Consider the following 14,594-nt stretch of genomic DNA (forward strand, 5'->3'; position numbering starts at 1 on the left):
AAAAAAAGGTAGATTTCCTCAGAATAAACTGAGAAAATCTACCTCTATTGGCCCGAAGGGACTTTTTCAGTGCCCTCGTCCTGACGGGTCCGCTTTTTTTGTCCCCCAATAAAAAAATGGACTCAAAAGTCGAAGCTCTTGAGCCCGTTTTCATTATTCTTTTAAATGCTTCTCGCGGATTTTTTCCATTTTCGTCATCAATTCCGTGCCAATCGTGGATTCGAATTCCGGATAGATGACCGTCATTTCATCCATCCACTCTTTCTTTTCATCATCTGACAATGTATAGATGTCGATATTCGATTTTTGCTTGATTTCCAGAAGCTGTTTCTGATTCAATTCATTTGATTTGATCCATAACCATTTCGTCGTATCATCCATCGCACGTTTGATTTGCTGCTGAATATCCAACGGGAGATTGTCCCAAAACGGCTTGTTTATCATGACGACATACCCTAAATACCCGTGATCACTGATCGTTAAATATTTTTGCACCTCATATAATTTCTTGGAATAGATATTCGAGATCGTATTTTCCTGGCTGTCCGTTTTATTGATTTCAAGGCTTTTAAACGTTTCATTAAACTCCAGCTCCGATGTTGTCGCCCCAAAATGCTTGAATTGGCTTGCCAGGACTGCACTTGGCATGATTCTAAAACTCTTTCCCGCAAAATCCCTTGGATGCCGTATCGGTTTATTGCTTGTAATCTGTTTATAGTTATTCGACCAAAATGCGAGTCCCTCGATATCCATGGAATTCAGCTGCTTAAGCAGCTCTTCCCCCACTTCTCCATTCAAAGCTTCCTTTAGCGCAGTGTCCGTTGGAAAGACGTAAGGGAGGTCCAATAGCATCCATTTTTTTGATATATTCGTAATCTTAGATGTAGTTGGAGCAATCATCTGCACCTTGTTTTCTTGTAACGCATTAATTTCTTCATGATCACTATATAATGATTGATTAGGGTAAACTTCAATTTTGACACGATGATCTGTATATTCATCGACAAGTTTGGCAAATCGGTTCGCAGCTAGCCCCTTAGGCGTATTTTCGGCAACGACATGACTGAACTTAATCACGATTTGATCCTTCATCCCCACCTGCTCCTCATCCTTTGGCAAATTGAAACCGAAGCTTGTAAAGAACGATTGAAACGATATATAAACTGCTATCAACAGCCCCATGCCAATTAAAACGAAATACCCCCATAATGCACGCATATCGACAACTCCCTACCGCTCACTTCACATTATCACTATTCTATCACAGCCTTTTTGCTGTCGTAATACAATGCGGGAAAAAGTAGCGAAAATAGATAGAACTTCTGTTACTATTAAGTATAGAAGTAATGGAGGAACAACAATGGATAAATCCTTTCATATGCCCATTCAATTTAAAATCACCCTGCTATCATTCGTAATCGTCGCTTTTTCGATACTTATAGGCGGGATTTTTATATTTGGAAATATCGTTTCAGTCAGGGAAGATGAAATCGGCAAACGTTCCATGATCACTGCACACACCATTGCCGAACTCCCTGAAGTACAAAGATTGGTCCGTGAGCCTGAAGGATGGACGCAACTCAATCCGATGATTGAAAACTTAAGGAAAATCCATCAAGCGGATTATATTGTTGTGCTCAACAATCAGCATATACGCTATTCCCACCCGGTGTTCAGACAATTGGGGACCCCATCTAGCAGCAATGACGAAAGCCCTGCGTTCGCTGAACATGAATACCTTTCAAAGGCGGGTGGCGAACTCGGCATTTCCGTTCGCGCCTTTGTCCCGATCCTCGATAAGGATAACGAGCAAATCGGCGTTGTATTGGTTGGGAACATCCTGCCGACGATACCGGAATTAATAAAGGATTTGAAAAGTGAAATCGCGATTATCCTTATCCTTACACTCCTATTTGGTGTATGCGGCTCATGGCTCTTGGCCAGACGGATAAAAAAAGAGACCTTCCAACTTGAACCGCATGAAATATCACGGATGTTGGTTGAAAGGACCGCTGCCTTCAATGCCATGCATGAAGGGGTCATCGCCATAGATAATAATCAAAAAATCACGATTTTCAATGAAAAGGCTAAGCAAATGCTCAATATCAACGGTCCAGTCATTGGCAAGAATATCAATGATATAATAAATGATACCCGGCTGCCAGAAGTGCTCGACCGGACATCCCCCATCTTCAATCAGGAAATATCCGTTCAAAACAGGAATATTGTAAGCAACCGGGTACCAATAAAGATTGCGGATAAAACGATAGGCGCCGTGGCCATTTTCCAGGATCGCACCGATGTGACGAAGCTAGCTGAAGAGTTGACCAGTGTCAAAGCATTCGTTGAAGCCCTGCGCGTTCAGAACCATGAACATATGAACAAACTCCATACGATAGCAGGATTGATCCAGCTAGGTAATCTGGACGAAGCACTGCATTATATTTTTCAAATCACGGAAGAGCAAGAGGAACTGACCAGGTTTTTAACGAAGCACATTCACGATGATAATTTAGTGGGGCTTATATTAAGTAAGATCTCCTTGGGAAGGGAACTCGGAATCGAACTCATCATGGACAAGCACACGAAATTGGACCAATTCCCAGCTGATATGGATCATCACGATTTTGTTTTGATAATCGGAAACCTGATCGAAAATTCATTCGCTTCCCTAAAGCATTGTGCAGAAGAAACAAAACAGGTTTATCTATCCATTTACCAAGATGAACGGCATTGTCAAATCGTGCTTGAGGATAATGGACCTGGTATTCCCGAGGACATTCATAAAGATATATTCGAATATGGTTTTACAACAAAAGGTGCGGAAGGATCAGGAATTGGTCTTTATTTAATAGACCAAATTGTTAAAAAGGCGAACGGCGAAATGAAATTCACGACACGCCCTAACGAAGGGACAAGCTTTTTTATTTCTTTTCCCATGCACGATATAGAGGAGAACCAAAATGACTAAAGAATTTCGTGTACTTTTAATTGAGGACGACCCAATGGTCCAAGAGGTTAACAAACAGTTCATCGAGCGCCTGCCCGCCTTTAAAGTCGTTGATACAGCTTCAAATGGGCTTGAAGGTTTGGTGAAAATCAGGAAGATTAAACCCGATCTTGTCATTTTGGATATCTTCATGCCCTCTTTAAACGGGGTCGATACACTTTATCAAATCAGAAAAGAGCAAATTGATGTGGATGTCATCATCATTTCGGCGGCCAATGACCAGAAAACGATCCGAAAAATGATACAGAACGGGGCTTTTGACTATTTAATCAAACCATTTAAATTCGAAAGGCTAAAACATACACTTGAACAATATTTTGCTTTTCGGATGGAGGTTGAACCTGACCATCAAATCTCTCAAAATCAGCTCGACCGAATTCTCTTTCAAAATAAAACACCTTCTGAAACGAGTCCGAAATATGATGTTCCTAAAGGATTGAATGGAGCTACTCTTGAGCAAGTGACGAGATTCATAAAAACTCAGCCTGGATCTTTATCGGCAGAAGAAGTGGCTGATGGAATAGGAATCGCCAGAGTTACAGCAAGGCGCTATCTTGAATACTTGCACGGCGAAGAAATCCTTCAGCTTGACGTCCAGTATGGCAGCATCGGCCGTCCAGTTAATAGGTACCGGCTTAGAAAAACTTAAATCGCATGGGGACCGGCCAGAACCGAAACGGTTCCCTGTTAACTTTCATTCATTCACGCTCCCGTCTTTCGATCATATATGCCCCACTTTCTCTTCAAAAGAAACAGCTCACACTCCGCCAACGCCGTCACTTCTTTAATGACATAGTCCGGCATGCCTCTTCTTAATAGAATTTCCGCAATAAGGTACGGTCTTTTCATATACTCTCCCCTCCCTATCCCTTAGTTGCCATCCTTTTATTTCATTATACAAAATAATCCAATAAAGAAAAAATAGTCAAAGCCCCATTTTCCAAAAAAATATCTGACTGATCGGGCCATTTAAATGATTTCCCTTCACTAAAATCCCGTTTTATAAAAGGAATACTGGAGATGCAAAATATTTGCAGAATGTAGACAAATAAAAAAAGATCCAGTGATTTCAGAAATCCGCTCTTCCATAGACTGTCTGCCATGCCTCATCAAAGCAAGCGCCTGCGGGGTCTCGTAGCCAGTTATTCGGCAGGAGTAACCGAGTTTTCTTAACACCATGATTCGGGGTGTGACCTATCAAACCTGCTTTTGTCTACAAACTGATATTTGTAAGTATTCTATTAAAATCATTTTCTAAAAGGGTGGGATTTCCATCCAAAATGTATTAAATGGGTTTTTTAGAAGGCATGCAGCGAATAATATATTACTGCAAGCTAGGGGGATTATTATAAAACGGGGGTGAATCTGCAATATGGATTCAAAAGAGGCGGGCCATGCACCTCCTTTGATTTTTTTCACCTGTAAAGTTTACTATATGTAGTCAAATCCTTTAGCCGCTTTTCATTGATGGCAAAACCGATTCCCGCTTTATCAGGAACCTGGATCATACCATTTTTGACAATGACTTCCGGATCGATTATATCCCCTTCCCAATAGCGGGATGAGGATGATATATCCCCGGGAATCGTGAATCCTTTTAATGTGGCAAGAGCGATATTATGTGCACGCGATATGCCAAATTCAATCATCCCCCCGCACCAAACGGGCACATCATTTCCCAAGCATAGATCATGGATCTTGACAGCTTCTGTCCAACCGCCGACTTTTGCCATCTTAATGTTGATCACCCCACAGCTCTCGAGTGACAGCGCACTTTTGGCATCATGAAATGAGTTTATGCTTTCATCAAGGCAAATGGGTGTCTGCAGCTGTTTCTGCAAAATGGAATGTTCAACAATATCGTCATGTCCCAGCGGCTGCTCAATCATCATCAGCTTAAATACATCAAGCTTCTGCAGATGTGGGATGTCATCGAGCGTGTACGCTGAATTGGCATCTGCCATTAGCGGGATATCTGGATAGGCCCGACGGATTTCCGATAAAAACTCCAGATCATTATGAGGATTGATTTTTATTTTATATCGCTGATAACCAGATTTTGAAAAATCCTCAATCTGGTGCATCGCGTCTTCAATATCATTGGATGCAACGACAACACCAGCGGCCACTTCACTTCGTTCGCCGCCAAAAAGCCGTCCGAGATAGACGCCATTCTGCTTCGCATATAGATCAAGTATTGCCTGTTCCAAAGCTGACTTCGCCATCGCATTCCGTCTGATTCCGCTCCATAAATTAGGCAGCTCATCAGGATGCCTAATCCGACCTGCCAATGTCAACGGTATTAAGAAGTCATCCAACATATGAAAGCATGTTTTGATCGTTTCCTCGGTATACCAAGGACTTGCAAAAGGCACCGCTTCCCCGTATCCAATCAATCCATCTTCATCCATGGCTTCGACAATTATCACTTCCCGGTCGGATACCGTTTCGAGATGCGTCTTAAATGGCCGCTTCAAAGGGGCCTTAACGAGCTTTAGTGAAATGGAGGATAACTTCATTGCCATTCCCCCATTCTCTTCTTCAGTTCCCTTCTCAGTAGCTTGCTCGCTCCATTACGGGGAAGCTCCTGACAAAAAATCACGTTCCGGGGAATTTTATAGGCCGCCAAATATTCTCTGCAATACTCCAGCAGTTCACTCTCATTAGTCTCAGCGCCTTGATGCAAGACGACAAAAGCGAGTGGAACCTGTCCCCATTTTTCATCGTCAATCCCCGTCACACCCGCTTCGAAAATATCAGGGTGTTTACAAAGGACATTTTCAACCTCAGCCGGATAGACATTCTCACCGCCGGATATGATTAAATCCGAGCGTCGGTCTAGCACATACAAAAAGCCTTCTTCATCCAGATAACCAAGGTCCCCTGTATATAGCCATCCATTGGTAATAGCCTGCAGTGTAGCGTCCATTCGATTAAAATAGCCTTTCGTCACATTCGGACCTGAAACCACGATTTCCCCCACTGCACCCGGTTCACAAATATTGCCGTCTTTCTCTATCCGTAACTGCGAAGGGAACAAAGGTTTTCCCGCTGATCCGATTTTTGCCATGCTATACTCCGGTGCAAGTGTCACAATCTGTGAGGACGTTTCTGTCATCCCATACGTCTGATAGACTGGAATCCCTTTTTCCTTACATACTTCAAGTAAATGAACGGGTGCTGGGCCGCCGCCTAACAGCATACAGCGAAAAGCTTCCGGATAACTTGTTCCCTTCAAATCCTGCAACATCCTATTCACCATCGCCGTCACGACCGAAATGATCGTCACGCCATTTTCCTGGATGCTCAGGTTTGCTTCCCGTTCGTCGAACCGTTCAGCCAAAACGACCTTCATGCCATAAATCACATTTTTCATCAGGATGGATAAGCCGCTAATATGAAAGATCGGAACTGCACAAAACCAAGAATCCCCCTCATGCAATCCAAGGTTCAGCACCGACCCGACAGCACTCCACCAATGGTTGCCGAAGGTTTGGATCACACCTTTTGGATTTCCTGTCGTACCTGAGGTATACATGATCGTAGCCGTATCCTCAAGATAAAACTCTTGAAGAATCTCTGCCGCTCCTTCATCCGGCAATTCTTCCATTAAGTGAAGGTGTAAATTCGGGAGAATACAACCAATTTCCGAGAGTTTTTCGGAAAAGGAACCTTCTGAAACAAGATAGGAAGTCTCACTATCCTCAATCTGCCAGGCCAACTCTTTTGCCGTTAACTTATTATTCAGCATCACAATTTTCACACCGAGATAAAATAGTGCGTGGATAACGACAACACCATCAATATGGTTACGGAGTAAAACCGCGCATGAATCGCCAGCCCTCAGACCAATGCTTGCCAGCTTGCCAGCCATCTTCTCCGATAATGTATGCAGTTCAAGAAAGCTATACGTATGGCCTTCAAATTCAATTGCCGGGCGATCTGGTGAAAGATGCGCCCGATTTTTCAGCCAGTTCGGCAACTTTTCTTCTGCCATGATTGTTTATCCTCCTCCATTTGATATAGAAAACAGCCCGGCGATTATCCGCCAAGCTGTCAGTCTCATCATTTCACGCGTTTCATCAAGGGAAACGAGGGAATTGCCCAAAGTCCGGATTGCGTTTTTCTTTGAATGCATCGCGGCCTTCTTTTGCTTCTTCAGTTGTATAGTATAAAAGTGTAGCGTCACCAGCTAATTGTTGAAGACCTGCAAGGCCATCAGTATCAGCGTTCATTGCCGCCTTCAAGAAACGAAGTGCAGTTGGGCTCTTCTCAAGCATTTCTTCACACCATTTAACGGTTTCCGCTTCTAATTGGTCTAAAGGTACCACCGTGTTTACCAATCCCATATCAAATGCTTCCTGGGCATTGTATTGACGGCATAGGTACCAGATTTCACGTGCCTTTTTATGGCCCACGATACGTGCCAGGTAGCCAGAGCCATAACCGGCATCAAAGCTTCCCACATTAGGTCCAGTTTGTCCAAATACTGCATTGTCAGCAGCGATCGTCAAGTCACACACCACATTCAGAACATTACCGCCACCAATTGCATATCCTGCAACCATCGCTACGACCGGTTTTGGAATTACACGAATCAAACGCTGCAAATCAAGAACGTTTAGACGTGGAATGTTATCTTCACCTACATATCCGCCATTCCCGCGTACTTTCTGGTCTCCGCCTGAACAGAATGCTTTGCCGCCTACACCAGTTAAAATTATGACACCTATGCTGGAATCATCACGCGCCCTTGCGAATGCATCAATCATTTCAGCAGTCGTTTTTGGCGTGAATGCATTATGTACATGCGGTCGGTTGATGGACACTTTCGCAATCCCGTTATATTTTTCATATAAAATTTCGTCATACTCACGTATTGTTTCCCATTGTACCGTCATTTTAATTCCTCCTCCGATTTCGCTTCAAAAACTCACTTATTATTTTACCAAACTTTTCTCCATCTTCCACATGAATCGCATGTCCGGCATCATTTATTATTTTCCATTCAGCCTGCTTCAGCTTTTTTTTCATCGAGTCCGCAATTTCACAAAACTTAGGATCGAGTTCACCGGTTACAAGAAGCACAGGGAAATCAAGGTTTTTCAGGTCTTCCCAGTAAGAAGCCTGACTGCCGGTCCCCATACCAAGAAGGCTATTGTAAAGGCCGGCAGGGACATTTGCCTTCCTCTGCTCCCGAATGGCTGACCTGGTTTTGGCCGACAACCGTTTTTGACTTTCAAACAGCGGGATGTTTTCCCATTGATCCACAAAAGCTTCCATGCCCTTTTCAAGAATCCTTTCAGCAAGCTTCCTATCATTTTGCCTTCGGATTTCCCGCTCCTCTTCTGTTAAAAGGCCTGGTGAAGCGCTTTCCAATATCAATGTATCAACATACTCAGGATACAAACAGGCAAATCCCAATCCAAGCCTGCCGCCCATCGAGTATCCAAGGATATGGGCTTTCGGGAAATGTAACTCATCCAAAATGTACTTGATATCTTCAGCCACCCGCTCCATCCCATACCTTCGATGATCGGCCGGTGACGCAGACATGCCATGACCGATGATATCGACCATGATCATTGTATACCTATCACGCAATAGCGGAATGAGGAAATTCCATGTATCCCGATTTCCCGTAAATCCATGCAAAAGTACAAGAGGTTCTCCATTTCCCGTTATTTCAACAGCATAAGTGACATCCTTGCTGACAATATTCATGATATTTCCCTGTCTAACACCATTTTTATTTCCTGGGAAACAAAACTCCACAAATTTCGATGCTTTTGTAAATTGGACTCCCTTTCGGTCGGCACCTCAATGATTTTCAGACCTTGAATTCCAAATGACTCTGTAAATACCTTCTTTAACTCATCCCAATTTTGCACCTTGTTGTATTTACCGCCATACAGCTTTGCAGTATGGGAAAAATCAAGCCCATGAGGGGTGCCGAATAGCATTTCGAAATGTTCTTTCTCATTCGCCTGTGGCAAGAAGGAGAAAATGCCGCCCCCATCATTATTAATCAGCAATATGGTGATATTTTGTTTTTGAAGTTTTGCTGCAAGCAAGCCATTCATATCATGGAAAAAGCTTAAATCCCCGATTGCCAGTACTGTATTTTTCGAAACCGTACTTACACCAAGAGCAGTGGAAACGACCCCATCGATGCCATTCGCCCCACGGTTTGCAAAGGTTTTGATTCCTTTTCCATTATTCAAAAAGAATGTATCCAAATCTCGTATGGGCATACTATTCCCGACAAATAAGGTGGATTCCAATGGCAACATATCAGCAAGCAGGGAGAACAGCTTGCCTTCACTTAATTCCTCTTCATCCCTGATGGAAGCTAAGGCATTCTTCGTTGCTACGTTGACAGTTTGCCATAAGCCAAGCCATTTATCATCTGAGGCATCAGTAACTTTTTCACAAACACGCTGGCAGAAATCTTTCTCTTCGCTGTAAATCATGTTCGTTGCCAATCCGGCTGGTTCGCGCCAACCCGCTCCGCCATCGACGACCAAAGTGATTGCTTGTTTTTGTTTTTTCATGAATAACAATAAGGGTTTAGAAACAGGCATTGTCCCAAAACGTAAAATCACGTCCGGCCTGAAAGCCGCTTTTGCCGCTTCATCGCGTAGAAACGTATCATACGCATCAATAATGATGGCTTTGTCGTGGCTCCCACTCCTTAACTGGGAAAGAGGGTCAGCCAATACCGGAAAAGCAAGTTTATCCGCTAATGCTTTGATTGCTTCCTTCATCCCTGGATGCGGTAATTCGCCACATACAATCATACCTTGCTTAGCTTGTGACAAAGTAGTTGCAACAGCATCTATTTGTGATGCGGACAGTGACCGTTCTCCACTATCAATCAACACTGCAGGCGTCATTTTATTTTGCCTATATCCCTTTGCTTGCTCCAGATCCGGAATCAATGGTTCTCGAAGCGGGAAATTCAAATGTACTGGCCCTGCAGGTTCAGTTGCCGCTGTAGCCACTGCCCTTGCACCGATCGTCCTTGCATACCGCATCATCTCATCTGTACTTTCAGGAAGTGCCATTTCGACAAACCATTTTACTTGTCTCCCGTACAGATGAATTTGATCGATTGCCTGTGGGGCACCGACATCACGCAATTCATGCGGACGATCAGCGGTCAGCACTATTAGCGGCACTCTTGAATAGTAAGCCTCGATGACGGCAGGGTAAAAGTTTGCAGCCGCTGTACCGGATGTACAAAGAAGTCCGACAGGTTCTTTTAAGGCCTTAGCCAAGCCCAGGGCAAAAAAAGAAGCCGAACGCTCATCCACATTAATATGAATTTCGATATCAGGATGTTCCACTAACAACAAAGCTAGGGGAGTGGATCGCGAACCTGGGCTCACAACCACATGCTTCATCCCATTTTGTGCCAGCTCATCGACAAATGAAGCAGCATACGCTGTCAATGCATCTCGGTCATTCATTAAGATTTCCTCCTAAAGCACTTAGCATCGGATTGAATTTAATCCCCGTTTCCCGGAACTCACTTTCGGGAGCCGAATCTTCAACTACGCCGCACCCCGCAAAGAGCGATGCCTCATTGTTCTGTATTAGGGCAGAACGTATCCCTACGGCGAATTCCCCATTTCCATACGTATCCACCCAGCCTAATGGTCCCGCATAAAAGCCGCGCTCAAGACCTTCCATTTCCCGAATCCGGACAACGGCCTTTTCTTTTGGAAGTCCGCCCATAGCGGGTGTAGGATGGAGATTCTCGACGAATTCAAAAATCGTGACACCTTCCTTGGATATACCGCGGACCGGTGTATACAAATGCTGGATATGACGGTTTTTCATAAGTTTCGGTTCAGCCGGGACCATTACCTTTTTACATACAGAATCAAAGGCATTTGATATCATCGACACGACATATTGGTGCTCTTGTAAATTCTTTTGGTCATGAAGCAATTCTTCACCAAGACAAACATCTTCTTGCTCATCTTTCCCTCGCCCCATCGATCCAGCAAGACAGGTAGAGAAAACTTCATTTCCCTGTTTCTTAATTAAACGTTCGGGAGTGGCACCGACAAAGCAGTCACCACCAGCTTCCAAACTGAAAATATAGCTTAATGGCTGCTCAGCAATCAATTGCTCAAGCACTTTCCCTGAATCGATGGAACGCTCGAAAACAACTCGAAGCTCCCTTGCCAAAACAATCTTATCGAGATCTGTCGTCTTGATTTCCTGAACAGCCTCTGCGACCGTCCGCTTCCATTCCTCAGGTTTGACTTCCTTCTGCAAAACCAAGGCATTAGGGATCAATCCAGTGCCGTCCAGGCTTTTGAAAAGGAAGGCTTCCCGTTCATTTATCATATCTATGAAGAGTTTTTCTGAATCATCAGGCGAACAAAGTAAGTTTGTCGTTAAGTAAGCTTGTTTCCCCACTTTTGATAGCATGAAGGCAGGTATATAAAACAGGTTGTCCCCGAATTGATTCCAAAGGAGCGTACTGTTAGTTTCATAATCAAAAGAAAAGCCCCCAAACAGTAAAGGACCGGTCGCTTCTACATCGGTCAATCCCGTTTTGACAGCAGTATTCTGCAGTTTGATCCAGCTCTTTTCGACTTCTCTATAACGTTCGGCATTCGATGCCGCTTTGAGTTTCTTAACAGTGCCTAAACCGGTGATGGTTATTTCCTTTGCAGGGTCCTCCCAGAAAAAGCGTTCACCCGCGTACCGTTCTCTTCCAGCTTGATAAAATGAAAGGGGGTTGTTGCAATTAACTTTCTTAATATGACTGAATAGAACTTGATCATTCAAGTCCTTCGCCTTTTGTATAGCTGAAGCCAGTCCCTGAAACTGTTCAGTTTCTTCTGAGATAGCCAAGAAAATCCCCCCAAATGTACATTTTAAAAGCTTTTTAACCTATTTAAAGATACACCTCCCTTCAACCTCATGTCAATAAAACGCCCCTTTACCGAACGATTCATGCCTGCTTTTTTCCTTATTATATGAATCTTAGCGAATGAAGAGAAATATCCTTGATTTTGGAAGAGAATCTTCATGAAATCCAATTGACACACTTCCCCAGTTTTCCTACACTTATTAGGATAACCTTTTGTGCAACATTTCAATATTTGTTATAATTTCGAAAGAACCAATAATGATTTTGAGGAGAGAAATAATGCAAACAGAATACGACGGACTTCCCCTTAAACGGACCTGGAAGATTTGGTGGGAGTTAATTCGTCCACATACACTAACCGCAGCTTTTGTCCCAGTCTTACTTGGAACTGTGATTGCACTCTTGGAAGATGGAGTGAATTGGTTACTATTCGCTGCCATGATGATTGCAAGTATCCTGATTCAAGCTGCAACTAATTTATTCAATGAATACTATGATTTCAAGAGAGGCTTGGATACGGAGGAATCCGTAGGCATCGGTGGCGGGATCGTGCGTCATGGGATGACCCCAAAACTCATCATGACCTTGGCACTTGGCATGTATGCCATCGCCCTGATACTTGGAATCTATATCTGTGCCGCATCATCTTGGTGGCTTGCAGCAGTAGGACTGGTTTGCATGCTTGTTGGCTACCTTTATACAGGCGGTCCACTACCCATTTCATATACACCATTCGGGGAACTATTTTCTGGTTTGTTCATGGGCTTTTTGATCATCCTGATTGCCTTTTTCATCCAAACCGGTTATGTATCTTCAACAGCCATCTTAATTGCCATCCCTAGTGGAATATTGGTCGGGTTAATCAACTTATCCAATAACCTCCGTGACCACGATGGAGATAAGGCACATGGCCGCAAAACGATGCCTGTAGTGATGGGCAGGAAAAACGCCCTGACATTCATGGCAATCATGTTTGCCTTCTCTTATTTATGGCTGGTTGGATTAGTCCTTACTGGAAATGTAACAGCGTGGATTCTCCTTGCCTTCCTTAGCATCCCGAAAGCCATGGCCGCAGTCAAAGGCTTCGTTGGTAAAACACAGCCGATCACGATGGTACCGGCAATGAAAGCAACGGCCCAAACGAACACCTTCTTTGGCTTACTTATGGCCATTGGTTTATTCATCAGCTATCTTATATAATTTTCAAGGACCGAGCTATCCGCTCAGTCCTTTTTTTATCTTCCGTTCATTTTGTTTTCCTATACTCCGATTCGGGTAATAGATAATACAACCATCATAAAAATATAAAATGAGATATGGACTTTAGAAGGAGTGAATGGATATGGCAACGAAACAGCAAATGCATAAATTCAGAAAAGTACTGCTTCAAGAAAAAGCTGAACTTGGGAATAGGATTCAAAATGATGAACGATCCGTTCTTGATAAAAGCCAGACGGAATCTGTTGGGGAATTATCATCTTATGATAATCATCCTGCTGATCTTGGAACCGAATTATTCGAGATGGAACGGAACCAAGCACTTGATGAGCATGCACAATCTGAAATGGATAAAATAGAAGAAGCATTGAATGCCATAGAAGAGGGTTCGTATGGCCATTGTAAAACCTGCAATATAGAAATCCCTATCGATAGACTTGAAGCGATTCCAAGCACTCTCTACTGTGTCGAGCATGCCCCGGAACGACCAATTGCACAAGACCGACCGGTGGAAGAAGATATACTGATCCCATCCAAGGGTGATGATTTTGAAAATCGTCATGGAAATGAAATAGTTGATAAAGAAGATAGCTTTGGTGAAGTCGCCAAATTCGGTACATCCGAAACGCCATCTGATTACACAGGTGATCATGACAATTATAATGATCTTTATAAAACCGAAGGTGAAACGAATGGATTTCCTGAAGACTATGAAGGATTTGCCGCAAATGATATCGAAGGGGAAAATAGGGTGAATATGCCGAACAAAAAGCAAAAGCTATATGAAAATACACTAGATGAAGGGAATGATTCCAGTCTTGGAGACATTCCCTATAATCAAAAGGATAATTATATCAATGAAAAAAAATGAAAAAAAGAAGCATACATGTATGTATGCTTCCCTTTTTGTTATGACCCGTACGGGATTCGAACCCGTGTTACCGCCGTGAAAGGGCGGTGTCTTAACCGCTTGACCAACGGGCCGGACTATTTTCTGTTCATAGATAGATTGGGAAGCTCCCAAGCGGATTCGAACCGCTGACCTCTTCCTTACCATGGAAGTGCTCTACCTACTGAGCTATGGAAGCATATGGCTCCGCAGGTAGGACTCGAACCTACGACCGTTCGGTTAACAGCCGAATGCTCTACCACTGAGCTACTGCGGAATAATATAATGTTTCCTAAAACCCATTTAAAGATTTAAATGAATAGCCTGGCAACGTCCTACTCTCACAGGGGGAAACCCCCAACTACCATCGGCGCTGAAGAACTTAACTTCCGTGTTCGGAATGGGAACGGGTGTGACCTCTTCGCCATCATTGCCAGACTATATTCATTTTTGAAGAATTTTCATTCCTTCAAAACTAGATAATATAAGAAGGTATTTCATTTTTTTAAAAGCGTTGGTTAAGTCCTCGATCTATTAGTATCAGTCAGCTCCACATGTCGCCACGCTTCCACCTCTGACCTATC

Annotated in this window: 12 protein-coding genes, 3 tRNA genes and 1 rRNA gene; 4 read left to right on the forward strand and 12 right to left on the reverse strand. The window is 43.4% G+C overall.

The features are described 5' to 3' along the window. Positions 1-153: 153 nt before the first annotated feature. Entirely contained in the window at positions 154-1,218 is a 1,065-nt protein-coding gene (locus tag N9I19_RS21815) for a DctP family TRAP transporter solute-binding subunit (protein WP_317778957.1), read from the reverse strand. A gap of 142 nt (positions 1,219-1,360) precedes the next feature. Between N9I19_RS21815 and N9I19_RS21820 the strand changes: the two genes are divergently transcribed. Beyond that, positions 1,361-2,971, forward strand: a complete 1,611-nt coding sequence (locus tag N9I19_RS21820) for an ATP-binding protein (RefSeq protein WP_317778958.1) — start codon at positions 1,361-1,363, stop codon at positions 2,969-2,971. Continuing rightward, on the forward strand, positions 2,964-3,659 hold the full coding sequence (locus N9I19_RS21825) for a response regulator (protein WP_317778959.1): 696 nt from the start codon (positions 2,964-2,966) through the stop codon (positions 3,657-3,659). Before N9I19_RS21820 ends, N9I19_RS21825 begins: the two co-directional genes overlap by 8 nt. 53 nt (positions 3,660-3,712) lie before the next feature. Here N9I19_RS21825 and N9I19_RS21830 read toward each other — a convergent pair whose 3' ends face one another. The 7 genes from N9I19_RS21830 to N9I19_RS21860 form a co-directional block, all read right to left on the reverse strand. Next, positions 3,713-3,859 (reverse strand): hypothetical protein, encoded by a 147-nt coding sequence (locus N9I19_RS21830; RefSeq protein ID WP_155727454.1) that lies wholly within the window; start codon positions 3,857-3,859, stop codon positions 3,713-3,715. Between the two features lie 566 nt (positions 3,860-4,425). Beyond that, positions 4,426-5,529, reverse strand: a complete 1,104-nt coding sequence (gene menC / locus N9I19_RS21835) for an o-succinylbenzoate synthase (protein ID WP_317778960.1) — start codon at positions 5,527-5,529, stop codon at positions 4,426-4,428. Then, the gene (locus N9I19_RS21840) at positions 5,526-7,007 is read right to left on the reverse strand and encodes an o-succinylbenzoate--CoA ligase (RefSeq protein WP_317778961.1); all 1,482 of its coding nucleotides are present in this window, start codon (positions 7,005-7,007) and stop codon (positions 5,526-5,528) included. The genes menC and N9I19_RS21840 overlap by 4 nt, the downstream gene beginning before the upstream one ends. Positions 7,008-7,092: 85 nt before the next feature. Beyond that, positions 7,093-7,911: a 1,4-dihydroxy-2-naphthoyl-CoA synthase gene (gene menB, locus N9I19_RS21845; protein ID WP_317778962.1), complete on the reverse strand. Its 819-nt coding sequence runs from the start codon at positions 7,909-7,911 to the stop codon at positions 7,093-7,095. A 1-nt stretch (position 7,912) separates the two neighbouring features. Beyond that, entirely contained in the window at positions 7,913-8,734 is an 822-nt protein-coding gene (menH, locus tag N9I19_RS21850) for a 2-succinyl-6-hydroxy-2,4-cyclohexadiene-1-carboxylate synthase (protein ID WP_284469427.1), read from the reverse strand. Next, entirely contained in the window at positions 8,731-10,482 is a 1,752-nt protein-coding gene (menD, locus tag N9I19_RS21855) for a 2-succinyl-5-enolpyruvyl-6-hydroxy-3-cyclohexene-1-carboxylic-acid synthase (protein ID WP_284469426.1), read from the reverse strand. Before menD ends, menH begins: the two co-directional genes overlap by 4 nt. Next, positions 10,475-11,884, reverse strand: coding sequence for an isochorismate synthase (locus N9I19_RS21860; protein WP_317778963.1), 1,410 nt, complete (start codon positions 11,882-11,884; stop codon positions 10,475-10,477). The genes menD and N9I19_RS21860 overlap by 8 nt, the downstream gene beginning before the upstream one ends. A gap of 298 nt (positions 11,885-12,182) precedes the next feature. Here N9I19_RS21860 and N9I19_RS21865 point away from each other — a divergent pair, with 298 nt between their 5' ends. Both N9I19_RS21865 and N9I19_RS21870 read left to right on the forward strand, forming a co-directional pair. Further along, a complete protein-coding gene (locus tag N9I19_RS21865; protein ID WP_061465341.1) occupies positions 12,183-13,103 on the forward strand; it encodes a 1,4-dihydroxy-2-naphthoate polyprenyltransferase in 921 nt (306 codons plus the stop codon). A gap of 142 nt (positions 13,104-13,245) precedes the next feature. Continuing rightward, positions 13,246-13,992, forward strand: coding sequence for a TraR/DksA C4-type zinc finger protein (locus N9I19_RS21870; RefSeq protein ID WP_317778964.1), 747 nt, complete (start codon positions 13,246-13,248; stop codon positions 13,990-13,992). A gap of 41 nt (positions 13,993-14,033) precedes the next feature. On the opposite strand, the gene N9I19_RS21875 is transcribed toward N9I19_RS21870, so the two are convergent. The 4 genes from N9I19_RS21875 to rrf all read right to left on the reverse strand — a co-directional run bounded on the left by N9I19_RS21875 (position 14,034) and on the right by rrf (position 14,448). Further along, positions 14,034-14,105 (reverse strand) — tRNA-Glu (locus N9I19_RS21875). A gap of 31 nt (positions 14,106-14,136) precedes the next feature. Continuing rightward, positions 14,137-14,209 (reverse strand) — tRNA-Thr (locus N9I19_RS21880). A gap of 3 nt (positions 14,210-14,212) precedes the next feature. Continuing rightward, positions 14,213-14,287, reverse strand: a tRNA-Asn gene (locus N9I19_RS21885). A gap of 45 nt (positions 14,288-14,332) precedes the next feature. Beyond that, positions 14,333-14,448: ribosomal RNA gene (gene rrf / locus N9I19_RS21890) — 5S ribosomal RNA — on the reverse strand. Positions 14,449-14,594 lie beyond the last annotated feature (146 nt).

Source organism: Peribacillus sp. CSMR9 (genome assembly GCF_033141925.1).
GTDB lineage: Bacteria > Bacillota > Bacilli > Bacillales > DSM-1321 > Peribacillus > Peribacillus simplex_A.

Excerpts from the sequence above, each read along its gene's own strand:
- N9I19_RS21815 (WP_317778957.1), bottom strand. The coding sequence starts at position 1,218 with ATGCGTGCATTATGGGGGTATTTCGTTTTAATTGGCATGGGGCTGTTG.
- N9I19_RS21820 (WP_317778958.1), top strand. The coding sequence starts at position 1,361 with ATGGATAAATCCTTTCATATGCCCATTCAATTTAAAATCACCCTGCTA.
- N9I19_RS21825 (WP_317778959.1), top strand. The coding sequence starts at position 2,964 with ATGACTAAAGAATTTCGTGTACTTTTAATTGAGGACGACCCAATGGTC.
- N9I19_RS21830 (WP_155727454.1), bottom strand. The coding sequence starts at position 3,859 with ATGAAAAGACCGTACCTTATTGCGGAAATTCTATTAAGAAGAGGCATG.
- menC (WP_317778960.1), bottom strand. The coding sequence starts at position 5,529 with ATGAAGTTATCCTCCATTTCACTAAAGCTCGTTAAGGCCCCTTTGAAG.
- N9I19_RS21840 (WP_317778961.1), bottom strand. The coding sequence starts at position 7,007 with ATGGCAGAAGAAAAGTTGCCGAACTGGCTGAAAAATCGGGCGCATCTT.
- menB (WP_317778962.1), bottom strand. The coding sequence starts at position 7,911 with ATGACGGTACAATGGGAAACAATACGTGAGTATGACGAAATTTTATAT.
- menH (WP_284469427.1), bottom strand. The coding sequence starts at position 8,734 with ATGAATATTGTCAGCAAGGATGTCACTTATGCTGTTGAAATAACGGGA.
- menD (WP_284469426.1), bottom strand. The coding sequence starts at position 10,482 with ATGAATGACCGAGATGCATTGACAGCGTATGCTGCTTCATTTGTCGAT.
- N9I19_RS21865 (WP_061465341.1), top strand. The coding sequence starts at position 12,183 with ATGCAAACAGAATACGACGGACTTCCCCTTAAACGGACCTGGAAGATT.
- N9I19_RS21870 (WP_317778964.1), top strand. The coding sequence starts at position 13,246 with ATGGCAACGAAACAGCAAATGCATAAATTCAGAAAAGTACTGCTTCAA.